This window comes from Actinocorallia sp. API 0066 (assembly GCF_020991275.1).
Classification (GTDB): domain Bacteria; phylum Actinomycetota; class Actinomycetes; order Streptosporangiales; family Streptosporangiaceae; genus Actinocorallia.
The window spans coordinates 33,199-58,579 of record NZ_JAJLQY010000016.1; the positions used below are offsets into that span (position 1 = coordinate 33,199).

23 protein-coding genes are annotated in these 25,381 nt (G+C 71.6%); 1 reads left to right on the top strand and 22 read right to left on the bottom strand.

What is annotated here, in order from left to right; genetic code table 11:
- Positions 1-72 precede the first annotated feature (72 nt).
- From LO762_RS30065 to LO762_RS30170, 22 genes are all read right to left on the bottom strand, one after another.
- Positions 73-1,305: an ATP-grasp domain-containing protein gene (locus LO762_RS30065; RefSeq protein WP_230619524.1), complete on the bottom strand. Its 1,233-nt coding sequence runs from the start codon at positions 1,303-1,305 to the stop codon at positions 73-75.
- Entirely contained in the window at positions 1,302-2,522 is a 1,221-nt protein-coding gene (locus LO762_RS30070; RefSeq protein ID WP_230619525.1) for an acetyl-CoA carboxylase biotin carboxylase subunit family protein, read from the bottom strand. Before LO762_RS30070 ends, LO762_RS30065 begins: the two co-directional genes overlap by 4 nt.
- Positions 2,523-2,526: 4 nt before the next feature.
- Positions 2,527-3,804 (bottom strand): MFS transporter, encoded by a 1,278-nt coding sequence (locus tag LO762_RS30075; protein WP_230619526.1) that lies wholly within the window; start codon positions 3,802-3,804, stop codon positions 2,527-2,529.
- A complete protein-coding gene (locus LO762_RS30080; RefSeq protein WP_230619527.1) occupies positions 3,794-4,327 on the bottom strand; it encodes a cupin domain-containing protein in 534 nt (177 codons plus the stop codon). The genes LO762_RS30075 and LO762_RS30080 overlap by 11 nt, the downstream gene beginning before the upstream one ends.
- Positions 4,328-4,343: 16 nt before the next feature.
- Positions 4,344-5,288 (bottom strand): hypothetical protein, encoded by a 945-nt coding sequence (locus LO762_RS30085; protein ID WP_230619528.1) that lies wholly within the window; start codon positions 5,286-5,288, stop codon positions 4,344-4,346.
- Positions 5,289-5,291: 3 nt separating this feature from the next.
- Positions 5,292-5,747: a GNAT family N-acetyltransferase gene (locus tag LO762_RS30090; RefSeq protein WP_230619529.1), complete on the bottom strand. Its 456-nt coding sequence runs from the start codon at positions 5,745-5,747 to the stop codon at positions 5,292-5,294.
- Entirely contained in the window at positions 5,744-6,676 is a 933-nt protein-coding gene (locus LO762_RS30095) for a hypothetical protein (RefSeq protein WP_230619530.1), read from the bottom strand. Before LO762_RS30095 ends, LO762_RS30090 begins: the two co-directional genes overlap by 4 nt.
- On the bottom strand, positions 6,673-6,948 hold the full coding sequence (locus tag LO762_RS30100) for a hypothetical protein (RefSeq protein WP_230619531.1): 276 nt from the start codon (positions 6,946-6,948) through the stop codon (positions 6,673-6,675). The genes LO762_RS30095 and LO762_RS30100 overlap by 4 nt, the downstream gene beginning before the upstream one ends.
- Positions 6,948-7,853 (bottom strand): chlorinating enzyme, encoded by a 906-nt coding sequence (locus LO762_RS30105; protein ID WP_230619532.1) that lies wholly within the window; start codon positions 7,851-7,853, stop codon positions 6,948-6,950. Before LO762_RS30105 ends, LO762_RS30100 begins: the two co-directional genes overlap by 1 nt.
- The gene (locus tag LO762_RS30110) at positions 7,850-8,800 is read right to left on the bottom strand and encodes an amidohydrolase family protein (protein ID WP_230619533.1); all 951 of its coding nucleotides are present in this window, start codon (positions 8,798-8,800) and stop codon (positions 7,850-7,852) included. Before LO762_RS30110 ends, LO762_RS30105 begins: the two co-directional genes overlap by 4 nt.
- Positions 8,801-8,803: 3 nt before the next feature.
- The gene (locus LO762_RS30115) at positions 8,804-9,049 is read right to left on the bottom strand and encodes an acyl carrier protein (RefSeq protein ID WP_230619534.1); all 246 of its coding nucleotides are present in this window, start codon (positions 9,047-9,049) and stop codon (positions 8,804-8,806) included.
- Complete coding sequence (locus tag LO762_RS30120) at positions 9,046-10,626, bottom strand: AMP-binding protein (RefSeq protein ID WP_230619535.1); 1,581 nt, start codon at positions 10,624-10,626, stop codon at positions 9,046-9,048. The genes LO762_RS30115 and LO762_RS30120 overlap by 4 nt, the downstream gene beginning before the upstream one ends.
- Complete coding sequence (locus LO762_RS30125; protein ID WP_230619536.1) at positions 10,616-11,797, bottom strand: aminotransferase class I/II-fold pyridoxal phosphate-dependent enzyme; 1,182 nt, start codon at positions 11,795-11,797, stop codon at positions 10,616-10,618. The genes LO762_RS30120 and LO762_RS30125 overlap by 11 nt, the downstream gene beginning before the upstream one ends.
- 2 nt (positions 11,798-11,799) lie before the next feature.
- Positions 11,800-12,624, bottom strand: coding sequence for a 2,3,4,5-tetrahydropyridine-2,6-dicarboxylate N-succinyltransferase (locus tag LO762_RS30130; protein WP_230619537.1), 825 nt, complete (start codon positions 12,622-12,624; stop codon positions 11,800-11,802).
- Positions 12,621-13,886, bottom strand: a complete 1,266-nt coding sequence (locus LO762_RS30135) for a diaminopimelate decarboxylase (RefSeq protein ID WP_230619538.1) — start codon at positions 13,884-13,886, stop codon at positions 12,621-12,623. The genes LO762_RS30130 and LO762_RS30135 overlap by 4 nt, the downstream gene beginning before the upstream one ends.
- A gap of 24 nt (positions 13,887-13,910) precedes the next feature.
- Positions 13,911-14,603 (bottom strand): bifunctional 2-polyprenyl-6-hydroxyphenol methylase/3-demethylubiquinol 3-O-methyltransferase UbiG, encoded by a 693-nt coding sequence (locus LO762_RS30140; protein ID WP_230619539.1) that lies wholly within the window; start codon positions 14,601-14,603, stop codon positions 13,911-13,913.
- Between the two features lie 5 nt (positions 14,604-14,608).
- Complete coding sequence (locus tag LO762_RS30145; RefSeq protein WP_230619540.1) at positions 14,609-15,985, bottom strand: hypothetical protein; 1,377 nt, start codon at positions 15,983-15,985, stop codon at positions 14,609-14,611.
- Positions 15,978-17,594 (bottom strand): GMC family oxidoreductase, encoded by a 1,617-nt coding sequence (locus tag LO762_RS33780; protein WP_230619541.1) that lies wholly within the window; start codon positions 17,592-17,594, stop codon positions 15,978-15,980. Before LO762_RS33780 ends, LO762_RS30145 begins: the two co-directional genes overlap by 8 nt.
- 12 nt (positions 17,595-17,606) lie before the next feature.
- Positions 17,607-18,461 carry a TauD/TfdA family dioxygenase gene (locus tag LO762_RS30155; RefSeq protein WP_230619543.1) on the bottom strand — a complete coding sequence of 285 codons (855 nt, stop codon included), beginning with the start codon at positions 18,459-18,461 and terminating at the stop codon, positions 17,607-17,609.
- A gap of 37 nt (positions 18,462-18,498) precedes the next feature.
- Positions 18,499-20,316 (bottom strand): asparagine synthase (glutamine-hydrolyzing), encoded by a 1,818-nt coding sequence (gene asnB, locus LO762_RS30160; RefSeq protein ID WP_230619545.1) that lies wholly within the window; start codon positions 20,314-20,316, stop codon positions 18,499-18,501.
- A gap of 322 nt (positions 20,317-20,638) precedes the next feature.
- Positions 20,639-22,270, bottom strand: coding sequence for a DUF885 domain-containing protein (locus tag LO762_RS30165; RefSeq protein WP_308104802.1), 1,632 nt, complete (start codon positions 22,268-22,270; stop codon positions 20,639-20,641).
- Positions 22,271-22,705: 435 nt separating this feature from the next.
- On the bottom strand, positions 22,706-23,890 hold the full coding sequence (locus LO762_RS30170) for an ROK family transcriptional regulator (protein WP_230619547.1): 1,185 nt from the start codon (positions 23,888-23,890) through the stop codon (positions 22,706-22,708).
- A 168-nt stretch (positions 23,891-24,058) separates the two neighbouring features.
- On the opposite strand from LO762_RS30170, the gene LO762_RS30175 reads away from it, so the two are divergent.
- Positions 24,059-25,366, top strand: coding sequence for a sugar ABC transporter substrate-binding protein (locus LO762_RS30175; RefSeq protein ID WP_230619549.1), 1,308 nt, complete (start codon positions 24,059-24,061; stop codon positions 25,364-25,366).
- Positions 25,367-25,381: the final 15 nt, after the last annotated feature.

The following is a 25,381-nucleotide window of genomic DNA, read 5'->3' on the forward strand; positions in this document are numbered from 1 at the left end:
TGGGCGCAAAGGGTGTTTAGGACGATTGGAGTAGATTTGTAGAGATGTGAAAGGAAAAGAAATTTGGGGGAATCAGGGTGTCTTGAGGACGACGGTCGGGACGGTGCTGGTGAGGAGGGTTTGGCAGCGGTCGGGGGTGGGGGCGGTGGCGGTGACCAGGGCGAGGCGGGAGTCGATGTTGCCCTTCACCGGGGGAGAGATTCTGGTGTTAGGCGGAATGAGAGGAATGGCCTGTTCTATACCCTCGGGGAGGGGTGTGGGAAAGGTGATGGAGGTGACCACCGAGTCCGGGTGCGGGGGATAGTGGAAACGGATTCCGGCGGTTTGGGAATGGGTGGGGACGGGCATGGGGGGAATGCCACAGGCCAGCGCGGCGGTGATGAGGCCGGGGTCGACGCCGGTGGCGAGCAGGCCGAGGTAGGGGATGAGGTCGCCGCCCAGGCGGGCGTTGACCTCGATGAGTTTGGGGCCGGTCGCGGTGAGTTTGAGTTCGCAGTGGGTCCAGCCCTGGGTGTAGCCGAGGGCCCGGTGGACGGCGGTGAGGGTGGCGCGAAGACGTTCGTCGTGGAGGAGGGGGTCGTCGGCGGTGACGAGGTGGCCGGTCTCTTCGAAGAAGGGGGGATAGCCGATCTGTTTACGGGCGAGGAAAACGGGGGTGACCGTGCCGTTGTGGACGGCTGAGTCGATGCTGATCTCGGGGCCGTCCAGGAACTCTTCGACCAGGACGCCACGGTCGAAGATGGGCTGGTCGGTGACGGGGACGTCGCGGGTGGCGGCGAAGTGGTCGGTGAGCTCACGCTCGTCGGCGACGAGGACGACGCCCTGGCTGCCGCCTGCGGCGCGGGGCTTGATGACGACCGGGTAGCCGATTCGGGCGGCGGCGGCCCGCGCCTCGGCTAGCGCACCGACCAGGGCGAAGTTCGGTTGGGGGAGGTGGTGGGCGGCGAGGGTGGTGCGGGTGGCGGACTTGTCGCGGCAGCGGCGGACGGCGTCGGCGGGGGTGCCGGGGAGGTTGAGGGCTTCGGCGGCCAGGGCGGCCTGGACGATGTGTTCCTCGTGCCAGCTCAGCACGCCCGCGACGTCGGCGGTCGCGGCGAGGGCCTTGGCGGCGGCGACCACCTGGTCGGCGCCGGTGTCGGGGACGACGGTCGCGCCGTCCAGGTAGGGCTTCTCCCAGGTTGGCTCGACGGGGGTGACCAGGTGGATGCGGTACTCGGTGGCGATGGAACGGAGGAGGTATTCGCGGTACTCGCGCTGGCCGGTGATGACGATCAGCAGGAGTGGCCTGTCCTTGGCGGTGGTCACGACGCCTCCCCGGGCTCGGGGGCGGGGTGGATCTTGATGGTGGTGAACATCGCCAGCATGAAGTCCGTCAGTTCGTCGGCTGTCGCCGGGCCCAGGACGCCTGCGACGGGGATGTCGGAGTCGGCGTAGGTGATGGTGTCCTTGATGGGTTCGTCCGGGGTGCGTTGGACCCAGCGGTGGACGAGCGGGGAGGCGCGGAACGGGTCTTCGCCGGTGATGCGGCAGTGCCGGGAGCCGAGGGTGTGGCCGGGGAACATGAAGAAGGCGTACCGCTCGTCGGGCCCGGGCCCGGGGTCGCGGGAAGGGCCGGAGCCGAGGGGCGAGCCGACGAGCTGCCGCACCTGCGCCGACTGGAGGTGCACCCCGGTGGCGAGTTCGACGGCGTCCACGATGTCCGCGCCGCCGACGCGGGCGCCGACCTCAAGGAAGACGGGGCCTTCGGCGGCGAGGATGACTTCAAGGTGGAACGGCCCGTCGTGGATGCCGACGGCGCGCAGCGCCCGGGTGGCCCAGGCGGCGAGCGGCGGCGGTGTCGCGATCTGCACGGAGCCGAGCGGCTCGCCGAGCGCGGCGTACCGCAGGCACGTCCCGACGTACTTGGAGGTGACGACGACGCCGAGTTCACCCCCGTGCATCAGCCCGTCGAGGTGCACGATGGGCCCGTCGACGAACTCCTCGATCTCGTGCCCTGCGGCGTCCACGGCGCGCCCGGCCTCCAGCGCCGAAGCCACGTCCGGATAGTCCGAGACGCCCTCACTCGACGCCCCCGAGAGCGGTTTCAGCACCGTCCGCCCCTTCCACGGCACGGACGACGGCCCGCCCGCGAGCGCGTCGCCCAGCGGCAGGTAGCGCGGGGTGCGCAGCCCGCCCGCCTCGGCCGCCGCCTTCATCAGCACCTTGTCGCGGACGGGCAGCACGTCGGCCTCGCCCGGTCCGGGGACGCCGAGCGCGTCCCGCACCCGGCCCGCCGCGAGCAGGTCGTATTCGGACATCGCGACGAGCACGTCGGGCGCGGGCAGCCCGGCGACGGCGGCGAGCACCTCGTCGGCGGTGTCGCCGGTGCCGGGCCGGTCCAGGAACGTCGCCCGGACGCCGGTCGGCAGGGTCGCCGCGCGGTCGGGGGCGCTGACGTAGGTCACCTCGTGCAGGTCGTGGTCGATGTTGCGCGCGTAGTGCGCGAACGAGTCGGGGATGCGGTGCATGACGAGGACGCGCATGGGTTCAGTCGGCCTTTCCGTGGGTCGGGGCGGCGACGGCGGCGGGCCGTGCGGCGCCGGTGACGGCGTGGTCGCGGACGAGGAGGCTGAGGAGGCCGGGCAGCCCGGCGATCGCGGCCATCACGAGGACGGTCGCGGTGTAGGAGTCGGTGTCGAGCAGCAGTCCGCCGAGCATGGAGCCGAGCGGCACCGCGCCGAGCATGAGGGTGCGCATCAGCGTCATGGTGCGCCCGCGCAGCTCCTCGGGTGTCCGCTCGTACCGGACGGCCTGGGACGAGACGACGAGCAGCGCCGCCGGAAGCCCGCACGCGACCTGTCCGATGAGCACCAGCACGGGGTCGGCCCCGAGCAGCAGAAGCAGCCCGCCACCGGAGACGAGTTGCAGCAGCCCGATCCTGAGCATGGGCCGTCGCGCGGGCCGGAGCGCCCCGGCGATGAGCGATCCGGTCACCTCAGCCGCCGCGAGCACACTGACGAGCACGCCGAGCATCGCGGCCCCGCCGGGCAGCCGTTCGTGCGCGAGCCATGGCTGGGCGACGACGAGCATGCCCATCGCCACGTTGAACAGCGAGAACGTGACGGTGATGACGAGCATCACGGGGTCCCCGCGCAGGAACCGGACGACGGGCCGCCAGGAGGCGGCGGCCTTGGCGTCGGCGCCGGGCACGGGCGGCGGCCGGTCGAGCCGGGCCCGCATGCTGAGGACGGCGCCCGCGAACACGAAGTAGGTGAGCGCGTCGAACGTGAGCACGCCGTGCGCGCCGATGAGCGGGATGAGCGCGCCGCCGACGGCGGGCCCGATGAGCCCGGCCGCCGACGCCGCCACCGATTCCAGCGCGATCGCCGCGCTGAGCCCGCGCTTGGGCACGAGTTCGGGGATGACGGCGGGCACGATCCCGATCGGCAGGATCTTCAGTAGCCCGTAGAGCGCCGCGACGACGTACAGGTAGCCGAGCGGCACCTGTGAGAACAGCGCGTACACGGGGATGCTGAGCATGACGACGCCGCGCACGACGCTGTCGGCGACGAGCACCTTGCGCCGGGAGAACCTGTCGACGATCCGTCCGGCGAGCGGCCCGCCGACGGCGATGGGCGCGAAGAAGCAGACGCCGAGCAGGGTGAGGGAGCCGACGCCGCCGGTGGTGACGGCGATCCACGACAGCGCGATCCAGGTGCTGCCGTCGCCGACGAGGCTGATGACGGCGCCCGTCCACAGCCGCCGGAAGTCACGTTCGCGCAGCACGTCCCGGTAGGCGCCGAGCGAGTGCCGCTCACCGCTCACGGACCGCGCCGATCCCGACGAAGCACATGAGGGCGGGCACGTCGCCCCGGTTGTGCCAGGCGTGCGCGGCGCCCTGCTGGACGACGCAGGTGCCGGGCGTGAGCAGCACCTCGGTGCCGTCGCCCGTCTCCAGCCACAGCTCGCCCTCGAGGCAGACGGCGTAGTCGAGCGTGTCGGTGGTGTGCATGCCGGAGTCGGCGCCGGGCGGGAACGGGTCCATCAGGCCGGGCAGCACCGCGTCGGCCTCGGCGCGCAGTTCGGCGGGGTCGCCGGACGGCACGGTGACGGTCGAGGCGGGCGCGTACCGGGCGAGCAGGAGCCGGGTGCCGCCGGGTCCGGCGAAGAACGGCAGCGTGACCGGCTCGGCGGGCTTGGGCCCGACGGTGGGGACGCCGTCGCCGGTGCCCCACAGCGGGTAGAACTCGACGCCGGGGGCGGCGGCGACCGAGACGGGCACGGCGGGCGCGTCCGCGAGGACGGCCGAGGCGCCGCCGGTGACGACGAGACGTGGCTGGATCGGCAAGAAAAGGCTCCTTGGTTCACTGGCGTTGCAGGACGGCGCCGCGCAGCCGGTCCATGAGACGGGCCTCGGTGTCGCGCAGGGCGCGGGCGCCGACGGCGAAGGCGGCGGGGTCCACGGTGCCGGTCACCTTGCCGATGAGGAGGCGGCCCTGGAGGTCGGCCGTCCCGGCGAGGGACGCGGCGAGCAGCGCGTCGGTGTCGGGGTCGGGCAGTTGGCGGCGGACGTACTCGCGCAGGCACGTGCGCGCGCCGAGGTGCACGGTGAGGGCGTCGTACAGCAGTTCGACGGCCCGGTCGGGCGCCGTCCACGGTGAGGTGAGCAGGTCGGCGGCGTCGGCGAGCAGGCCGAGGCCGTCGGTGGACGCGGCGAGCCGCGCCGCGAACGCCGTGGCGGCGCCGGTGGCGGCGGCCGCCGGGTCGTAGGGCGCGGTGGTGAAGGTCCGGACGGCGCGCCGCTCGCCGTTCTCGAACGCGGCGGCCACGACGTCCTCGGGGAAGGTGTAGGCGCACAGCAGGCTCGCCGGGTTGTCGTCGACGAACGTCCAGGCGCCGTCGGCGAGGCCGGTCAGCATGATGGTGTGCACGACGTGCTGTTTGCGGTACTCGACGCAGTGCGGCAGGTAGAACACGTCGATGACGAGCAGCGCGAACCCGCTGGCCGCGATGGCTTCGAGCGCGATGTCGCGGGCCGCCGCGTAGTCGTCCACGACGGTCTCGCGCGCGGTGACGCCGAGCAGGGCGAGCGCCGCCGGGTCCAGGACGGGGCTTTCGAAGTCGTACCTTGGCCGGGCACGTCTGATGATCTGCTCGCGGATGTCGTCGGTGCCGACCAGCGATCCGGCGAACAGCAGCGGCACGTCCGGCACCGTCTCGCCCAGCCGTACCAGCGCCTGGCGCTGGTAGCAGTTGAGGTAGGCCCTGCTGTACAGGGCCTGGTCGTAGGGGTAGACGACGTCCGCCACCGCTCACAGCACCCGGGTCATGTACGCGCTGTGCGGGTCGTCGGTGTAGTCGGCGAACGGCCCGGTGTAGGTGAAGCCGAACCGCTCGTACAGCTTGCGCGCGGGCAGGAAGTGCTCGGTGGCGCCGGTCTCCAGGCTGAGCCGGGTCAGGCCCGTCGCGCGCGCCTCGGTGATCATGTGGTCGAGCAGGAACGCGGCGACGCCGCCGCGCCGCCGCGCCGGGGAGGTGCGCATCGACTTGATCTCGCCGAGGTCCGCGTCGTGCGCCTTGATCGCGCCGCAGCCGACGAGTTCGTCGCCGTCGTAGACCGACCAGAAGGTGATCTCCTTGACGCGCAGCCCGTCGAGGTCGAGCGCGTGCTTGCTCTCCAGCGGGGTGATCGCCCGCATGTCCTGGACGTGCGCCTCCAGGAACGCGGCGATCTCGGGGCCGCTCAGGTCGTCGATGATGATCTTCATGGGTTTCCCGTTCCTTCCAGCAGCCCGCAGGCGAAGAAGCCAGGGGCGGACGCCAGCGCCAGGTACCGCTCTCCCGGGCGGAGGCCGTGCCTGTCCGCGTAGTCGGCCAGGTTGATGATCCAGTCGCAGTTTCCGCAGTGCGCGTAGGCGCGCATCGGCTCGGTGAAGTGCAGCAGGGCGCGCGGTAGCCCGGCCGCCATGGTGTTGAACACGGTGAGTGGTTCGTACAGGTTGGTCGGGAACGCCTTGGCGATCCCGGCGACGTCGGTGCCGCCCGCGTCGAGCGCCCGGTCGAGGGCGGCGCGGGCGACGCGCTGGCGGGAGACGAACGAGTCGTGGCCCGCCAGCCCGTCCGGGTCGACGGCGGCCGTCGCGGCGACGAGCCGGAGCGGCCCGGCGGCGGTCCGGCTGATGAGGAGTCCGGCGACGGCGTCGCCGAACAGCGCGAACTGCCGGATCCGCTCGGCGTCGTCGGGCGTGAAGTCGAGCGCGACGACGACGACGTGCCGCACGCCGGGGTCGGCGAACGTCTCCCACCCGTAGCGGAGCGCCTCCAGGGAGCCGCAGCACTGCCGGAACGACAGCACGGTGGGGACGGCGGCGGTCATGCCGAGCCCGGTGAGCGCGGTGACGGCGAAGTCCCGGCCGAGCCGGGCGAGGGTGGCGTCGGACGTCGCGAACACCACACGGTCCACCTCGCCGGCGGGCACGCCCCGGTCGGCCAGGACCCGTTTGACACAGTCGGCGACATACTCGCCGGGCGGCCGGGTCATGGTCCGGAACGTGCCGCAGCCCATCGCCGCGAAGTCCGTGTCGGGGGAGGCGGCCCGCCACAGGTCGGCGAACCCGGGCAGGTCGGCGGGGGCCCGTTCGAGGTCGCCGAACACGCACGCGAACGAGCCGATCGCCGGGGCCGGGGGACGGGTCATGCGGCGCTCGCGTCGATCTCCGCGAGGACCGCCAGGATGCCCTCGATGTCGTTGAGCCGCGACACCCACTCGGGTTTGATCATGACGCCCGGCGCGTGCGCGACGATGTAGTTGTTGACGAGCAGGATGATCGCCAGCGAGCCGATCCCGAGTTCCTGCCGGGTCGTGGCGGCGGCGACGTCGGCGTCGGTGAGCCCGGCCGTCTCGGGCTGTGTGCGCAGGAAGTCGGCGAACCGCTTGAGCGGCGTCCCGGTCTCCAGGTCGGTCGTCATCAGTCGGTCACCTTCCGGAAGGGGTGGCCGTTCAGGTTGTGGTCGTGGATGCGGTTGTAGCCGTAGGTGTCCTCGCCGGAGACCAGGACGCTGCCGTGGTAGTCGAGGCTGATGGTGTCGCCGAACTCGCTGAGGCTGTCGACGTTCTCGTAGACCTTCACGGACGGCGCGACGTACCGGGAGGCGTAGGCGAGCCGGGTCTCCTCGCTGACGTTGGGCAGCGACCCGTGGATGCACTTGGCGAGGAAGATGACGAACTGGCCGGCCTTCATCTCCATCTCGAAGATCTGCTCGCCCTCGGGGTCCCAGTCCTTGTCGAGCTTCAGTTCGGCGTAGTCGTAGCCGAAGAAGTCGTGGGTCTTGCTCTCGACGTTCAGGGTGAGCGGCTTGGACTCGTCGTAGTACCAGCGCTTGTGGCTGCCGGGGATGAACCGGAGGCAGCCGTTCTCGCGTCCGGCGGGGGAGAACGCCGTCCACACGGTGAGTTCCTGGGTGAGGTAGCTGCTCTCCTCGGTGTACTTGAGCGACGGGGTGGACGCGGTCGTGGTGTCGCCGACGACGAACGTCTCGACCTGGTGCCAGCCGGTGCCGGCCTCGCCGGGGACCTTCTGGAAGATGTTGGTCTTCCAGCACAGGATGTCGTCGCCGATGAGGCTGCGCAGCCGGTTCACGATCTCCGGCCTGCTGACGTGGTCGGACAGCGTGTTGCAGTCCAGGTGCCGGTCGTAGTTGATGATGGTCGAGTTGTGCGGCTTGTTCTGCGACAGGACCATCTCGATCTTCGCCTGGTTCCACAGGAGGGGCGCCTCCTCCTCGGAGTACAGGTCGAACGGGCCGACGAACCCGTTCTCCCGGAAGAACGCGACCTGCTCGTCGGTGAGGCCCATGGCCTTGGTCTCGGTCATGTCAGTACGCCTTTCTCGCTGTGCTTCACCTTGCGCTTGCCGAGGAGTCGGGCGGCGTTGCCGTGGAAGAAGAGGGCGCGCTCGGTGTCGGTCATCTCCGGCGGGAACGCGCCCTCGGCCTCCAGCCGCGCGACGAAGTCGGACTGTCTGCCCTGGAGGCGGAAGATCGGCCAGTCCGTGCCGAAGAGGATCTTGTGGTTGATGCCGCGGCCGAACAGCGCGCGCAGGGCGGCGACGCCGTTCGCCTCGTAGCCGCTGACGTCCAGGTAGATGTTCGGGCGGTTGGTGCAGAGCATCGCGCACTCGTCCGGGTAGTGGACGCTGCCGTGCGCGAGCACGAAGTCGACCTGGGGGAAGTCCCGGGCCGGGCGGTCCAGGTGGATGGGCAGCGCCGCCTCGAAGTCCAGCACCGGCGAGGTCGCGCCGATGTGGGTGAGCACGGGCAGCCCGTAGTGGGCGCAGATCTCGTAGTACGGGTAGAGGATCTTGTCCGACAGCCGGTAGCCGCACGGCGGGTACAGCTTCATCCCGTCGAACCCCCACTCGGTGACGGACCTTTCGAACAGGGCGAGGCCGTCCGCGCCCCAGCGGGGGTCCACCCCGGCGAACACCCGGAACCTGCCGGGGTGCCGGGCGACGACCGCCGCGTGGTGGGCGAGGATCTCCTCGATGCCGTGGTCGCCGTCGCGCAGCGCGTAGGTGAAGTCCGGCACGAGCAGCACGGCCTCGCCGATGCCCGCGTCGTCCATCTGGGCGACGAGCTCGTCGCACAGCGGGTCGCTGAGGGTGCCGTCGTGCATGCGGGCGACCTTCGCGCGCGGCACGGGCAGGCCCTTGGCGTGCAGGGCCAGTTCCATGTTGGCGACGACGCCGTCCCGGAACGACGGCGGGAAGCACATCGGGTCGGCGATGTGGCAGTGGAAGTCGATGATCGGCTCGCCCGTCATCGCTCAGCCCTCCCGCACGATCTTGATGATGTCGGACACGTACTCGGCGCTGACGAACCGGTCGACGTTGCCGAACGCGTCGATGCCGACCTGTTCCTCCAGCACAAAGACGATGCTCATCAGCCCGACCGAGTCCACGCCGAGGTCGGCGCGCAGGCTCATCGACGGTTTGACGCCGCCGCGCGCGGCGGCGCGGGGCAGCACCGTGGCTATGAGCGCGCACAGCCCGTCGTCGGTGGGCGCGCTCACCGGACGGCCTCCGGGAAGACCTCGCGGAGCGCCGCCGCCCTGTCGAGTTTCAGGTTCCTGGTGAGCAATCCGTTCTCCACGGTCAGCTCCTTGTCCGGGCGGAAGACGACTTCGGTGATGCGGTGGGCGGTGTCGCGTGCGGCGTTGGCGGCGGCGACCGCCGTCTCGACCTCGGCGACGCGGTCGGGCGCCGCCGGGTCGGGCAGCCAGACGACGCAGGTGAGGAGTCCGTCGCCGGTCGGCGAGGCGACGAGGGCGCGGGTGACGGGGCAGCGCCGTTCGACGTCGAGTTCCAGCTCCTCCGGGTTGATCTTGACGCCGCTGCGGGTGATGATCACGTTCTTGCTGCGGCCGACCAGGCGCAGGAACCCGCGTCCGGCGAACACGCCGAGGTCGCCGGTGGTGAGGGCGCCGTCGGCGCGGAACACCGACGCGGCGGTCTCGACGCCGTCGAACACGTAGCCCGCCGCCTGGGGCGCGGTGCTGTGCACGACGACCTCGCCGTCGTCGCCCAGCTCGACGGCGACGCCGGGCACGGGGCGTCCGGCGGTGCCGGTGCGGTGCGCGCCGGGCAGGTTGAACGCGATCCAGCCGACCTCGGTGCTGCCGTACACCTCGTACAGGGGCGCGCCGAGCCGCTGGAACATCCGGACGACGCGCGACGGCACCGGCGCCGACCCGGTGAACATCAGCCGGACGCGCGAGCCGTACATGCCCGTCCAGCGGGCGCCGAGCAGGGCCCGCAGGCCGCGGCTGAGCCGGTCGGGGAGCAGCGTGTGCAGGGCGGTCGCGAGCAGGTAGGGGAGGCGTTCCCGGCCGCGCGCGGCGTCCACCCGGTGCGCGACGATCTCGTAGAACGACGGCGGGCCGAGCACCACGGTCGGTTCCAGCGTCCGCATCTTCTGGAACATGCGCTCGGGCACGACGATCGTCGCGGAGCAGCCCGTGGTGATCGCGAGGTACATCAGGTAGCGCTGCTGGAAGTTCGAGAACGGCATGACGACGAGGAGGTCGTCGGCGCCGGTGAGCCGCCACGCCGTCGCGGACACGTCGATCGTGTTGGCGACGCCCGCGCGGGTCAGCAGGAGGCCCTTGCGGGTGCCGGACGTGCCGGAGGAGAACGCGACGGTGAACACGCCCTCGGGTGTCTCGGCGGGTGGCGCCTCGCGCGGGACGAGTCGCAGCGGCCGGTCCGCGAGCGCCGCGACGTGGGGCGGTGGCTCCGGCGGCACCGCGTCTCCGGCGAGCAGCAGCGCCGTCATGTGGTACCGCTCGGCGAGGCCGGCCAGTTCGGCGGCGTCCGGGGCTGCCGAGAGGGGCGGCGCGACCGAGACGCAGCCGAGGGCCAGGAGCGCGAGATCGGCGACGACCCAGGCGTGGCAGTTCGGCCCGGCGATCCCCACGAGGTCGCCGGGACGGACCCCGCACCCGCTCAGCTCCGCGACGAGCGCCTCGACGTCGGCGCGCAGCTCGGCGAACGTGCGGGTGGTGAGCCGTCCGTCGCGCCCCACGTGGCGGACGGTGCGGTCCGGATGCGCGGCCAGGGCGTCGGTCAGCCCGGCCAGGTCAGCGGACATGGGTACTCCTTCCGGTGGGTCCGTGGAGTCCGGTGGCCAGGCGGGTCAGCGCGGCGCGCACCGTGTCCTCGGGGTGGCCGAGGGCGATCCGCAGGTGGCCAGCGCCCGGGTTGCCCGCGCCCGTCGCGGCGGCCAGGTACCGGCCGGGCATGACGGTGAGCGCCTGCTCGCGCCAGAGCGCCAGCGCCGCCTCCGCGTCGTCGGGGACGGGCAGCCACAGGAAGAAGCCCGCGTCCGCGCGCCGGTAGCCGGGCAGCCCCCCGAGCAGCTCGTCGGCGGCGTCCCAGGCGCGGGCCAGCGCCGCCCGCCCCCGCGCGACATGCGCCTCGTCCGCCCACAGCGCCGCCGACACCCGCGCGACGGGCCCCGCCATCGACACCCCGCAGGCCCGGTTGTACGCCGCGAACGCCGCCACCGTGCCGGGATCCCCCGCAGCGAACCCGCTGCGCAGACCCGGCATCGAAGACCGCTTGGAAAGCGTGTGCAACACGAGGAACGAGGAGTGCTCGTTGTGCTCGACCAGGGAGAGGAAGCCTGGGGGGAGGGGGCCGGTGGACAGGTCGGTGTAGCACTCGTCGACGATCAGCAGGGCTCCGGCGGCGGCCGTGTGCGCGGCGACGGCGGTGAGTTCGGCGGGGGTGAGGAAGGTGCCGCCGGGGTTGGCCGGGTCGCAGAGGACGACGGCGGCGGCGTGGCCTCCGGCGTCGGCGAGGGCCTTGGCGACGGCGGCGGGCACGTCGGCGTCGGCCGGGTAGTAGACGGCCTCCGCTCCGGCCGAGGAGGTGGCGGCGCGGTAGGTCGGGTAGTACGGGTTCGGCAGGACGACCGGGGCGGCGCCGCCCGTCCGGGCGACGGCGAGCGCCACGGCGGCGGCGACCGCGTGTTTGGTGCCCGCCGTGGGCTCCACCGCGACCCGCCCGTCGGCGAGCGCACGGGTGACGCCGAAGCGGCGGGCCAGCCAGCCGGTGTAGGCGGCGCGCAGTTCGGGGGTGCCGCCGAGCGGCGGGTAGCGGGTCCAGCCGTCGGCGTCGGCGAGCGGGCCGAGATCGACGCCGTGCGGCAGCGCCAGCCGGGACTCCCCGAGGTGCAGGGCGATCGGGGCGAGGCCGGGCGGCGGCGCGGCGCCGTCCAGCAGGGCGCGCAGCCGGTCGAAGGCGCTGGGCTCGGGCATGCTCACTCCCGCACCAGGTCGTTGAGCGCGGTCTTGCCACGGGTGCGCGCGTCGGCGTACTTGACGATGACGGCGGCGGCCAGCGCGAGCCCCGGCTGTTTGGGGTCGGCGCGGGTTCCGGGGACAACGACGGCGTCCTCCGGCACCTCCCCGTAGGTGACCGCACCGGTGGCCCGATCCACGATCGGTGTGGACTTCCCGAGGAACACGCCCATCCCGAGGACGGCGCCGCGCCGCACCCGGACGCCCTCGGCGACCTCGGAGCGCGCGCCTATGAACACGTCGTCCTCGATGACGACGGGGCTGTCGCCGAGCGGTTCCAGCACCCCGCCGATGCCCGCGCCGCCCGAGATGTGGCAGCGTGCCCCGATCTGCGCGCAGGACCCGACCGTCGCCCACGTGTCCACCATCGTGCCGGGGCCGACCCACGCGCCGACGTTGACGAACGACGGCATGAGCACCGCGCCCGGCGCGATGTGCGCCCCGTACCTGACGACGGCGCCGGGCACGACCCGCAGCCGCGCCTTGACGAAGTCGTCCGGCGCCCAGTCCTCGAACTTCAGCGGCACCTTGTCGAACGTCCTGGGCCGTCCGGGGCCGCCGTCGGCCATCGTGTTGGCGGAGGTGAGGAACGACAGCAGGATGAGTTTCTTCACGTGGGTGTCGGGCACCCACGCGTCGCCGACCGGCCGGGCCGCGCGCGTCTCGCCCCGGTCCAGCGCGGCCAGGCCCGCCGCGACGACGGGGGCGATCTCTTCGAGGTCCGCGCCGGTGAGCCGGTCGCGCCGGGCGAACGCGTCGTCGATGAGCGCCTTCGGGTCGGTCATGACGCCGTCCTCGCCGCGCTCAGCACGGGTTCGGGCCGCCAGCGGGCCGTGGCCGTGTAGTCCTCGAACGTCTCGGCCCTGCGGATCTCCACGACGTCGCCGTCGTCGGTGAGCAGCAGTTCCGGCGGGCGGAGCCGTCCGTTGTAGGTGAAGCCCATGGCGTGGCCGTGCGCGCCGGTGTCGTGCACGAGGACGATGTCGCCGACGCGCGGGTCGGGCAGCGTCCTGTCCTCGGCGAACTTGTCCATGTTCTCGCAGAGCGCCCCGACGAGGTCGACCGTCGCCTCGGCCCTGTCGTCCGCGAACGGGAGGGTCGCGTGGTGGTAGGCGCCGTAGAAGCCGGGCCGCATGAGCGCCGACATCGAGGCGTCGAGCCCGGCGATCTCGCGCGCCTTGCGGCTCCGGTTGAGGACGGTGGTGACGAGCACGCCGTGCGGGCCCGTCACGTACCTGCCGCACTCCATGAGGATCTTCGGCTTGTCCGGGCCGGGGAAGCTCGCGTCCCGTTGGGCGAGGATCGCGCGGGCGTAGGCGGCGAAGTCGAACGGGCGCTCGCCGGGCCGGTAGGGGATGCCGAGCCCGCCGCCCACGTTCACGTACTCCAGCGGCACGCCCGCGCTCGCCGCGACGGCCGCGCCCAGCTCGATGACGTCGGCGGCGGCCCGCGCGGCCCGGCCCACGTCCAGCTCGTTCGCGCAGATCATGCCGTGCACGCCGAACCGTCGCGCGCCCCGGCGCCGCGCCTCCCGGTAGGCGTCGGCCAGCTCGTCGGCCGGGACGCCGAACTTGGTGCGGGTCGCGTCGCCCATCAGCGCCGACCCGGCGGCCAGCCCGTGCGGCGCGACCCGGAACGCGACGACGTCGGGCAGCTCGTCCACCCTGTCGAAGAAAGCGCGGTCGTCGAAGGTGATGAGGGCGCCTCCCTTGCGCGCCAGCGCGTACTCCTGCGGCGCCGTGTTGTTCGACGTGAACACCACCGCGTCGCCCTCGGCGCCGACCCGCGCGGCCAGCTCCAGCTCGACCGGCGACGCGCAGTCCAGCCCGCTGCCCTCGGCCAGCAGCAGCCGCAGCACCGACGGGTTCGGCAGCGCCTTCACCGCGAAGTACTGCCGGAACGGCTCGCCCGCGAACGCCGCCTCCATCGCCCGATGGGTCGCGACGATCCCGCGCGCGTCGTAGATGTGGAACGGCGTGCCGTACACCGCGACGACCTCCCGCAGGAGCGGAAGCAGCCGCGCGGTGAACTCCTCAGAAGCGGGCACCGCCGCCTCCCTTCGCGCCGCCCGTCACGGGACCCGCGCGACGCAGATCGTGCGGTTGCGCATGCCGCTGATCGGCCGCAGATAGGGGAAGTAGTACGACTCGACCGGTTCGAACCCGTGCTCGGCCAGGCACGCGCCCAGGTAGTTCTTGGACAGGAACCAGAAGTCCGACAGCCTGTCGTGCGGCGCGTACGGGGCCGTCGCGTCGCGCGGCGCGTCGTTGGAGATCACCAGGTGGCCGCCGGACTTCAGGTCGAACGTCTTCAGCTTCGCCAGCGCGGGCCCGGTGCCCAGCTCAGGGTCGAAGAGGTGGCCGAGGAACCCGTCGGCGTACACCACGTCGGGCGCGCCGAGGCTGGACGGCAGCAGCGCGTAGAAGTCGGCGGCGAACGCGTCCACGCCCTTGCGGCGGGTCAGCTCGACCGCCTCGTCGTTCAGGTCGATCGCCCTGACCTCGCGGTCGAACCCGCACAGGTCGCCCTCGACGAAGCCGTTGCCGCAGCCGAGCGAGAAGATACTCGCCCCGTCCTGGGTGAGCGACAGCAGCTTGAGCACCATGTGCGAGCGGTACTCCGGCACGTACGTGGACGGGGTGATGGAGTCGTGGAACGCCCCGCCCCGCTCCCAGATGTCGTAGATGGTCTCCTCGGCGGCGCCGACCCTGCGGGGCTCGGTGTAGTAGTCGCGGACCTGGTCAACATCCTGTTTGGCGCGCATCGTCGTCATCCCCGGTCGGCTCCCGAGTAGAGGTGTTCCTGTGTGTACTCGACGGACATGAGCGGCCGATCCCGCAGCGCCGCGACGAGCGGGGCCAGCGGCTCCGGCGTCGCGGGGCCGAAGGCCCGGTAGAGCGAGCGGGACCCGGCCGCGTCCCCCGCGAGCAGGGTGTCGGCGAGGACCCGGGCGAGGGAGCGGAGGCCGGCGAGCACGACCTCCGGGTCGCCGGTGAGGACCGGACGGCCCCCGCCGGACTCGACGGTGAGCGCGCCGAGCTGCTGGAAGTAGGACAGTTGGAGGTACATGCCGTCGCTGTCGGGGAAGTGCCCGAGGCCGCGCGAGACGTACCTGAGGCACTCGGCGAGGTAGTAGGAGAGGGCGTCGGTCTGCGTGTAGCCCAGCGGCTCTGCCCACACCTCGGTGAGCAGGAGCGCGCCGAACACGTCGGCGGCGACCTCCTGGAGGGTGACCGACACCCACCGGTCGGCCGCGTTGAGCGCGGTGAAGTCGGTGGACGGACGGTGCACGAAGTGCCCGAACTCGTGGCCGAGCACGCCGAGCGTCGGGATCGCGGCCCACCGGGCGTCGTCCGGGTCGAAGTCGGCGCCGGTCGCGGTGAGTTCGCGGTGCAGCGGGGCGGAGACGGCGCGGAGCAGGGCGGCGTGGGTGTTGGCGAAGTAGTAGGTCTTCTTGAAGGGCGAGTACTTCACTCCCTCGTCCTCGGGCAGGAAGTAGGCGATGTGCTTGGGGTGCAGGTCGCCTTCACCGGCCATGAAGAACAGCTCGGTCGCGCCGTAGGCGGGGACGTCGCCCAGGAGCAGGTCCGGGTGCAGGGAGCGCAGGTAGTCGGCGGAGGGTTGGCGGGTCGCGGCTTCGACGAACGCCTGGCGGGCGGCGTCGGCGCGGCAGGCGAAGGCCGTGGGCAGGCCCTTGACCTCCTTGCCGAACCAGGTGGAGATCTGGCCCGCGACGACCGTGTGCTCCTCCCGCAGCCCGGCCAGCTCGGCCAGGATCGTGTCGGAGTAGCCGTCCTCGACGGCGCCGGCCCGCAGCGTCGCCGCGTGCCGGTCCGCCTCGCCCGGAAGCTGCTCGGCTACCTCGCGCAGCGCCTTGGCGACCGGTAGCGGATCGTTGAACCTGCGCCGGGCGGGCACCCCCGCCTCCTTGGTCCGCCGCCACTCGGCCTCGACCGCCGACCGCAGCGCGGCGAGCGCGCCGGGGAACTGCGGGCCGAGCTCCGGCACCGAGGGCCCGAGGTCGAGGACGGCGAGGCCGTAGCCGTCGGAGGGAGGCCAGAACGCGCCCCGGTGGTCCCGGTACGTCCCGGCTCTTGCCAGGTTGGTGGAATGGTCGAATCTGTCGGCGGCACGCGCGTCAGCCATGGACGCCTCCCGTCTCCCGCAGGTCGGCGAGCACGAGGTCGGCGCCCCGCTCGCCGATCATCATCGCCGCGGCGTTGGTGTTTCCCGAGACCATCGACGGCATCACCGAGGCGTCCACGACCCTGAGGCCCGCCACCCCGTGCACCCGCAGCCGGTGGTCCACGACCGCCATCGGGTCGGCGCCCATCCGGCACGTCCCGACCGGGTGGTAGGACGTGTCGCCGTGCCGTCGCGCGTAGTCGAGGAGCTCGTCGTCGGACCGGACGTCCGGGCCGGGGACGAGCTCGTGCGCCCGGTAGGGGTCGAGGGCGGGGTTCGCCACGATGGACCTGGCGATCCGCATCCCGGCGATGAGGCGGCGCGCGTCGTCCTGGCTCTCCAGGTAGCGGGGCCGGATCGCGGGCGGTGTCAGGGGGTCGGCGGAGGTGATGTGGATCGACCCGGCGGATTCCGGGCGCAGGGGGTAGACGCCGACCGTCATGCCCGGTTTGGTGTCGAGCCTGCGGGTGGCGCCCTCGCCGTAGCTGGCCGGGGCGAAGTGGAACTGGACGTCCGGTGTGGGCTCGGCCTCAGCGGTGCGGACGAAGCCGTGGCCGAGCGCGATCGGCAGGCTGAGCAGCCCGCGCCGGTGCCGCAGGTACCGGGCCGTCTCGCGGGCCAGGCGCGGGCCGCGTGACCGCTCGTTGAACGTGATCGGCCGGGTGACGCGCCAGCGCAGCCGGGCCGCGAAGTGGTCGCGGTAGTTCTCGCCGACACCCGGCAGATGGTGCGTGACGGAGACGCCCGCCGCGCGCAGCACGTCGGCCTGGCCGATGCCGGAGAGCTCGAGGAGTTGCGGGGACTGCACCGTGCCCGCGCTGACGATCACCTCGCGGGTGCAGCTCGCCGTCCTGTCCCTGCCCCGGTGGCGGTAGGCGACGCCGACGCAGCGTGTGCCGTCCAGGGTGAGGCGGGTGACGTGGGCGCCGGTGAGCACCGTGAGGTTCGGGCGGCGCCTCGCCGGTTTCAGGTAGCCGCCGAGGGCCGCGGATCGGCGGCCCCTGTCATGGTTGACCTGGTAGTAGCCGAAGCCCTCCTGGTCGCCGGAGTTGTAGTCGGGGTTCTCCGGGTGGCCTGATTTGACGGCCGCCTCCAGGAAGGCGTCGCACAGGACGTCGCGCTCCTGGGGGAGGCCGACGCGGATGGGGCCACGGGTGCCTCGGGTGTCGCCGGTGAGGCCGACGGCCGTCTCCATCCTGCGGAAGTAGGGGAGGACGTCGTTCCAGGACCAGCCGGGATTGCCCTGGGCCGCCCAGCCGTCGTAGTCCGCGCGCTGGCCGCGCACGAAGATCATGCCGTTCATCGCGTTCGAGCCGCCGAGCAGACGGCCGCGCGGGATGCCGACGGCGCGTCCCGCGATGGTCGCGTCGGGCTCGGCGGTGAAGCACCAGTCGTAGCGGGGGTCGCCCATGAGGAGGGTCTCGGCGGCCGGGATCGCCAGCAGCGGGCTGCGCCGCTCCCGTCCCGACTCCAGCAGCAGCACCCGTACCTTCGGGTCCTCGGTGAGGCGGCCCGCGAGCACACCGCCCGCCGCGCCGGACCCGACGATGATGTAGTGGGGATCGCGCACGTCGCCGTCCCCCTAGGCGGCCGGGCGCTCGACGCGCGCGCCGGAGATCGTCGTGCGGTGCATGAGCCGCCGGGTCCTCGTCTCGTCGTACGGGCTGGCGCGGTGCATCGCGCTGCGGTTGTCCCACAGGATGATGTCGCCGGCCCGCCAGCGGTGCCGGTAGGTGAAGCGGGGGAGGACCGCGAACTCCTGGAGGAACGTGATGAGCGGCGTGCTCTCCTCCTGCGGCATCCCGACGATCTCCCAGGGAACGTTCCCGCCTACGTTGAGCGCCTTACGGCCGCTCACCTCGTGCACCTTGACCATCGGATGGGAGACGTCCACCCATTCGGCCCGCTCCTTGGCCGTCGGCGCGGGACGGTCGGGGTAGTTGTAGGGGCGGGACCGGACACGGCTGATGACGACCTGGAGATCCGCTATCCGTTCCTTCACCCGCTCGGGCAGCGCCGCGTAGGCGCCGAACTGGTTGCTGAACGAGGTGTCCCCGCCGACCGGCGGCACCTCGCGGGCGTAAAGCATCGACCCGACCGGCGGCCGCTCCAGGTAAGCGCCGTCGCTGTGCCACACCCTGCCGCTGTAGGGCGACCCGATCGGCTTGCCGTCCTTGACGATGTTCGACAGCACCAGGATCTCGGGATGGTCGTCCTGGTTGAACTGCGAGCGGGTGTAGGCGTAGACCTCGCCGAACCGCCGGGTGAACGCCACATGCTGGGCAGGGGTCATCCGCTGGTCCCGGAACAGCAGGATCGTCGTGTCGATCCACGCCTCGTAGATCCTGTCGAAATCCTTGTCAGAAATGTCCTGGGTGACGTCGATCCCACGAACCTCGGTGCCGATACCGTCGGTGATCGGCCGCAATTCGAGCATGGCGCGTCCTGTTTCTTTCCGGCTGCCGGTGAGGGTGTCAGGCGGGCGTTCTGATGCGATTGCCCTCGATCCAGTGATGCATTTCCACAAGCTGAATGAGCAGCGCCGCCGGAGTGGCGCCGCCCGGTAGTTCCGCGGCCATCCGCCCGGCCCTGATCCGGCCGATCAGCGCGTTCATCCGCGCCGTGTCGAACAGCGGCGCCAGCGGCGAGCCCGGGTCGTTGACGATCCACGCGGCCTCGGTGAGCAGCGCCTCCTCGTAAGCGGGGTTCTGCACGTGCGGGTAGGCGCTCTTCGCGCGGCGCAGCACCGCGGGCGGCAGCAGGTCGCCCATAGCCGCTTTCAGCAGGCCCTTCACGCCGCCCGCCGACTTCATCGCCCACGGCACGTTCCACACGTACTCGACGAGCCGGTGGTCGCAGAACGGCATCCGCACGTCCAGGCCGACCGACGCGCTCATCCGCTCCTTGCGGTCCAGGACGACGGTGAGCGGACCGCACATCCCGAAATAGAGCAGCTCCCGGATGCGGGCCTCGGCCGGATCCTCGCCCGGGAGGCGGGGCACCTCGGCGAGCAGCGTCTCGTAGCGGGCGCGTTCGTCTTCCCCCGGCGTTATCTCCGCCGTGACGTCCGGGGCAAGCTGGTCGACGAGCTTCGGGCCGTCGAACATCCAGGGGAAGCCGTCGCGCTTCGCCCTGACGTCGGGGCGGAAGTAGTACGGGTAGCCGCCGAACACCTCGTCGGCCGCCTCGCCCGTCATGACGACCCGGCACGTCGCGGCGACGCGCTCGAACAGGAGCCGCATCGACGCGTCGAACTGGCCCCAGCCGGGGAGGTCCCTTGCCTTGCGGGTGGCCGGGAAGGCGGCGAGCAGGTCCGGGACGGTGAACGTCAGCTCGGTGTGCTCGGCGCCCAGGTGCGCGGCGGCCTCGGCGGCGTAGGGGGCGTCCAGGTCGGGGCGCAGGTCGGAGGCGGCGAAGTGCTCGCCGTCGCCGTCGAAGCCGACGCAGAACGTGCGGAGCCTGGTGGGGCTGAGGCTGCGTGCGGCGAGCGCGGCGACGGACGTCGAGTCGAGGCCGCCGGAGAGCATCGCGCCCGTCGGGGCGGCCGGGTCGGCCTGGCGTGCGACCACGTCCTCCAGCAGTTCGCGCACCCGGCGCGCCGTTTTGTCGAACGTGTCCTCGTGCGGGGCGCTGGTGAGGCGCCAGTACCGCTGGACCGTTCTGCCCTCGGGGCTGATCCGGACGACGTGGGCGGGCGGCACCTCGTGCAGGTCCTTGAGCGGGGTCTCGCCGGGGAGCGCGAGCCTCGGCTGGAGGACGATCGGGAGTTTCGCCAGGTCGAGGCCGGCCTCGAAGCGCGGGTGGGCCATGACGCCCGCGGGCTGCGACGCGAAGACGGCGCCGGTGCCGTGCGGGTGGTAGTAGAGCGGCTTGACGCCCATCCGGTCGCGGGCCAGGAGCAGGGTGCTGACGCGGCCGTCCCAGAGGGCGAAGGCGAAGGCGCCGTGCAGCCGCTCCACACAGCTCGTCCCCCAGCGCAGGTAGGCGTGCAGGAGCACCTCGGCCGCCGCGTCGGTGGGACGGTCCAGGACGGCGCGCAGCTCGGCGAGGTTGTCCGGGGTCCCGGTGAGGACGGCGGCCAGCTCGCCCCGGGGGAGCGCCAGGTGGACGGGCTGGGGTTGTTCCCGCGCTCCGGTGAACAGGGCGCGGTGGCCCAGGCCGACGTTCTTCGAAAGCCACACGCCGCCGCCGTCGGGGCCGCGGTCACGCAGCGTCTCGGTCATCGCGGTCAGGACTTCCCGTTGTTCCGGGAGATCGGCGGTGAAATCGACACAGCCCACGAGCCCGCTCATCGCTGCTTTCCGTCCTCCGGCTGCATTACGGTTATCGGCAATTCGGCTGGTGACGAAACGACTTTCACATGGCGCGAGTCAGTGTGTCAATGAGGATATGTCGTTAAGATCTGGTATCCCGGGTGAGAGTTCCGAAACGCAGCCGAAACAACAATTCCCGTTGTGGGTGGAATGGTGTTGCCGTTGAGGTCATGGATATGCGTGTGACGGTTCTGATTCGGCGTCGGCGGGTGTGGTGCCGGGCCGGACGTGCGGTGCGGGCGGCTCGGGGGCGCGCGGAACGGCGGTGTGGTGGGGGTGCGGCGGGCGGTCAGGTCGTGTGTCAGAGCCTGGCCAGCTCGCTCGCCAGGAGGTCGAGACCCATCGGGCCGAGACGCAGCGCGGCGGCGTGGAACTCCTTCAGGTCGAAGGCGGCGCCGTGCCTTGCGCGGGCCGCCTCGCGTCCGTCGAGCCAGACCTGCTCGCCCAGCCGGTAGGAGATCGCCTGCGCGGGCAGGCCCAGGTAGCGGTCCACCTCCCAGGCGACGACCTCGTCCGGTTCGGGGCTGTGCGCGCGCAGGAACGCCACAGCCAGGTCCCGCGTCCAGCGTTCACCCGGGTGGAAACCGGCGTGGTCCGGGATGCGCAGGCCGAGATGCAGGCCGATGTCCAGGACGACCCTGACCGTGCGTAGCAGCCGCCCGCCGTCGAGCATCCCGAACCGGTACGCCGGATCGGGGTAGTGGCCGAGCTCGTCCATCAGCCGCTCCGCGTACAGGCCCCAGCCCTCACCCCACCCGGGATGCAGCTCGCTGGCGATCCGCTGGAACCGGTTGAGCGACGGTTCCAGCACGGTGGCGCCGAGCTGGAGATGGTGCCCCGGCACCCCCTCGTGGAACATGATCGCCGGGACCGTCCACGTGGGCGTCTCCTCCCCTTGGACGCCGTAGTAGACACGTCCGGGCCTACTGAGGTCCTCCGACGGCGCCAGGTAGAGGATCCCTTCACCGGACGGCGGCACGGTGCACTCGATCCGCCTGAGCGGCGCCGGAATGTCGAAGTGCACCCCGTCGAGTTCTTCGATCGCCTTGTCGGCGAGCCCCTGAATCCAGTCGAGAAACGGCCGCCCGGTCCTGATCCGATACCGCCGGTCCAGCTCCGCCCTGACCTCCGGCAGCGACGCCCCAGGCAGGATCTCCGCCGCCGTCCCCCGAAGATCCCTCTTCACCTCGGCAAGCTCCTCCCACCCCTTTTCATACACCTCCACCAGATCCAGCCGAGCCCCAAGATGGTTCCGCACCCCCAGCTCATACCGCTCCCGCCCCACCCCGTCCCTGTCCTCCGCCACCCCCGCCAACCCCCGCAGATAGTCCGCGAACTCCCGGCAGGCCCCCGCCGCCTCCCGAGCCCCCCGCTCCAACCCCTCCCACTCCCGCCCCAGCCGCAAAAAATACCCAGCCGCCCCCTCCACCTGCCTCAAGTTCCCCACCACCATCCTCCGACTAGGCACCCTCCCTTCTTCCCTCCCGATCTCCAACCCCTCCCGCAACCCCCCCAACGCCCCCCCAAACCCCTCAACCCTCCTAACGAGCCCCTCCACCCCACCCTCCTCAGCCACCCCACCCCTCCGCCAAGCCCAAGCCCCCTCCTCCGCCACCTCAACCCCGCGCCGCAACCGCTGAAACGGCCCATCCACCCCCGAAAAATCCCACAAGAACCCCCCACTCTCCTCCACCTCAACCAGCACCCCGACCTTCTCCCGCAACACCCACCCCCCCACCCCCAACTCCCCCCGAACCCCCCGCAACCGCCGCAAAGCCTCCCTCCCCACCCCAACCCTCTCCCCCCTCCCCTCCCCCCCATAATCCGTAAGCCTCCCCTCCCCACCCACCACCCCACAAAGATCCGCCACCCCAGCATCAACCCGCCCCAACTCCCCAACCCACCACGCGGCAATCTCCCCAACCCCACCCACCCCCCCAACCTACAATCAGCCCCCCACCCCCACCCAACAAACCAACACAACCCCCACCCAACAAACGGACCACCCAGGAAACGCCTACCGCACATGCCGCACAACGACGCACCACCCCGAGCCCCGACGCCCACACACTCCCCGTCGCATGCCCGCCGAAGACGCACTCTCCCGCACCCAGGACCACGCCCAAGCCCCCCGCCACAAAGGCCCAGGAGACGCACACGCACGCAGCCCCGCCCAGACGACACAGGACCCGCACCGCCCCACCGTCCAGGTCAGCCCGCGCTGCGCGCACCGGCCGTGAATTCGAGATTCTTCGACCGGTTCGCGGAGACGATCAACGATGGCGGCCGTGATCTCCAGCCCCGACCGACGCCACCGCCGAGCCAAGGCCGATCACGTGCTCGGCGGGGGTGTGCTTGGGGGTGGGGGTTAGCCGGTGAGGAAGTTCTCTAGGGGGAGGGTGGCGGCGCCTAGGGCTACGGCGTCGGGGCCTAGGCGGCAGAGTTCTATGGAGGTGGTGTTGTAGAGGTGGTGGAGGGTGTGGCGGGAGGCGGCGGCGCGTAGGGCGTCGAGGTAGCGGTCGCCCAGGAGGAGGCCGGCCCAGCCGCCCAGGATGATGCGTTCTGGGTTGAGGAGGTTGATGAGGCCGCCGATGCTGGCGCCCAGGTAGCAGACGGTCTCGTCGACGATGAGGGCGGCGACGGTGTCGGGGCAGGCGGCTTCGAGGATGAGGGAGGCCAGGGCGGTCTCCTGGTCGCCGGACAGAGGGGGGCCGCCCGCCTCTGTGTAACGCTCCAGCATGGCTTCGGCGCCGACGTAGGCTTCGAGGCAGCCGATGTTGCCGCAGCGGCAGCGGCGGCCGTCCACGATGAGGGGGGTGTGGCCCCACTCGCCCGCGGAGGCGTCCGAGCCGCGGTCGGGGCTGCCGTCGGAGATGACGGCCGAACCCACGCCCGAGCCGATGAGCCCGATGACGGCGTTGCGCGCGCCCCGGCCCGAACCGAACCAGAGTTCGGCGCGGCCCATGGTGTTGGCGCCGTTGTCGATGAGCAGCGGCAGTTCCGTGCCGGCGCGCAGCAGCCGTTCCAGCGGCACCGAGTACCACCCGAGCGTCTGCGCCTCGACGATGACCTCGGGCCGCTGCCGCACCACGCCCGGCACGCCGATGCCGACGCCGAGCACCGACGACGCGTCGACGCCCGCGTCGGCCATGACGGCCTCGACCCCCGCGAGGATGCGCGGCACGACCTCGGACGGGTCGTGCCCGTGCTCCAGCGGGTAGTCGGCCTTGGCCCGTTCGGTCATCGCCAGGTCGAACAGCTCGACCTGGACCCTCGTCTCACCGACGTCGACGCCGATGACCTGCCCGTACTCGGGGTTGACGCGCAGCAGCACCCGGGGGCGGCCGCCGTCGGAGTCCACCGACCCGACCTCCACGACGATGCCCTCGTTCATGAGGTCGCGCACCACGTTGCTGACCGAGGCCGGACTGAGCCCGGTCTCCGCGCTGAGTTCCTGTCGGCTGCGCGGCTCGCCGAAGTACAGCGCCCGCAGCAGGACCGACCGGTTGTCCCGGCGCAGGTCGCGCACTGTGCCCCGTTTGCGCTCTGCCATCGTCTGCCTTTCCGGAGGGGTGGGTCTCACGGCTCCATCTTCCTCCACGCCGTGAAGAAAGTCACCTCGAGGTGTTGACGATGCAGTCTATCGCGAGTTAAATCAAGCCCTGAAATAAGCAGTGGCTCACGTCACAGCGCTTCCCTCCACCCCCCCGAAGGAACCCCCATGCGCTTCGGAAAACTCGCGTCCGCCCTCGCGCTGACGCTGGTCGCCGTCACCGCCGCCGCGTGCGGCGGGGGCGACGACGACGCCAACGCCCCCAAGAAGCTGGTCTATTGGGCGTCCAACCAGGGCACCAGCCTCGACCACGACAAGGAGGTGCTGCAGCCGCAGCTCGACGCGTTCGAGAAGCAGACCGGGATCGAGGTCCAGCTGGAGGTCATCGGGTGGCCTGACCTGCTCAACCGGATCCTCGCCGCGACCACCTCCGGCGCGGGCCCCGACGTGCTCAACATCGGCAACACCTGGTCGGCGTCGCTCCAGGCGACCGGCGCGCTCCTGCCGTTCGACGACGCCACCCTGGAGCGGATCGGCGGCAAGGGCCGCTTCCTCGGCCCGTCGCTCGCCGCGACCGGCGCGGAGGGCCAGCCGCCCGCCGCCGTCCCGCTCTACGGCCAGGCGTACGGGCTCTATTACAACAAGAAGCTGTTCAAGGAGGCGGGGATCGAGAGACCCCCCGCGACCTGGGAGGAGCTCATCGAGACCGGCAAGAAGCTGACCAAGGACGGGCAGTGGGGGCTGACCCTCCAGGCCGGCCAGGTCACCGAGAACGCGCACTACGCGTCCATCCTCGGCGCGCAGCACGGCGCGGAGTTCTTCGCCGCCGACGGCAAGCCGCAACTCGCCTCCGACCAGGCCGTCGCCGCGCTCCAGCAGTACGTCGACCTGATGCAGAAGCACAAGATCGTCAACCCGAGCAACGCGGAGTACACCGACACCGCCAAGTCCCTCAAGGACGTCGCGGACGGCAAGGCCGCGATGTTCATGAACCAGGCGGCCGCGGGCTCCTTCGAGCTCGCCGGGATGAACATGGACGACCTGGGCGTCGCGCCGATCCCGCTGCCGGCCAACCCGCCCGCCGGGCACCGCAAGGTGACGAGCTTCGTCGCCGGCATCAACCTCGCCGTCTTCGAGAACAGCAAGAACCGCGAGGGCGCGCTGGAGTTCGTCAAGTTCCTGACGAGCACCCCGGCGCAGGTCGAGCTGAACAAGACCTACGGCTCGCTGCCGGTCGTGAACGACGCCTACAGCGACCCGGCCTTCCAGGGCGCCGACGTCAAGGTCTTCCAGGACACGCTCAGCAACACCGCCGAGCCGATGCCGCAGGTGCCGCAGGAGTCGCAGTTCGAGACCCTCGTCGGCACCGCGATGAAGGAGATGTTCGCCGACGTCGCCGCGGGCAAGCCGGTGGATCCGGCTTCGATCAAGTCCAAGCTCGTCCAGGCCGACGAGCAGCTGGCCGCAGGTAGCTGACGCCCCTGACGCTCC

Coding starts and splice junctions, on each gene's coding strand:
- LO762_RS30120 (WP_230619535.1), bottom strand. CDS start 10,626: ATGTCCGCTGACCTGGCCGGGCTGACCGACGCCCTGGCCGCGCATCCG.
- LO762_RS30090 (WP_230619529.1), bottom strand. CDS start 5,747: ATGAAGATCATCATCGACGACCTGAGCGGCCCCGAGATCGCCGCGTTC.
- LO762_RS30125 (WP_230619536.1), bottom strand. CDS start 11,797: ATGCCCGAGCCCAGCGCCTTCGACCGGCTGCGCGCCCTGCTGGACGGC.
- LO762_RS30170 (WP_230619547.1), bottom strand. CDS start 23,890: ATGGCAGAGCGCAAACGGGGCACAGTGCGCGACCTGCGCCGGGACAAC.
- LO762_RS30095 (WP_230619530.1), bottom strand. CDS start 6,676: ATGACCCGTCCCCCGGCCCCGGCGATCGGCTCGTTCGCGTGCGTGTTC.
- LO762_RS30105 (WP_230619532.1), bottom strand. CDS start 7,853: ATGACCGAGACCAAGGCCATGGGCCTCACCGACGAGCAGGTCGCGTTC.
- LO762_RS30140 (WP_230619539.1), bottom strand. CDS start 14,603: ATGCGCGCCAAACAGGATGTTGACCAGGTCCGCGACTACTACACCGAG.
- LO762_RS30155 (WP_230619543.1), bottom strand. CDS start 18,461: ATGCTCGAATTGCGGCCGATCACCGACGGTATCGGCACCGAGGTTCGT.
- LO762_RS30130 (WP_230619537.1), bottom strand. CDS start 12,624: ATGACCGACCCGAAGGCGCTCATCGACGACGCGTTCGCCCGGCGCGAC.
- LO762_RS30175 (WP_230619549.1), top strand. CDS start 24,059: ATGCGCTTCGGAAAACTCGCGTCCGCCCTCGCGCTGACGCTGGTCGCC.
- LO762_RS30100 (WP_230619531.1), bottom strand. CDS start 6,948: ATGACGACCGACCTGGAGACCGGGACGCCGCTCAAGCGGTTCGCCGAC.
- LO762_RS30145 (WP_230619540.1), bottom strand. CDS start 15,985: ATGGCTGACGCGCGTGCCGCCGACAGATTCGACCATTCCACCAACCTG.
- LO762_RS30070 (WP_230619525.1), bottom strand. CDS start 2,522: ATGCGCGTCCTCGTCATGCACCGCATCCCCGACTCGTTCGCGCACTAC.
- asnB (WP_230619545.1), bottom strand. CDS start 20,316: ATGAGCGGGCTCGTGGGCTGTGTCGATTTCACCGCCGATCTCCCGGAA.
- LO762_RS30110 (WP_230619533.1), bottom strand. CDS start 8,800: ATGACGGGCGAGCCGATCATCGACTTCCACTGCCACATCGCCGACCCG.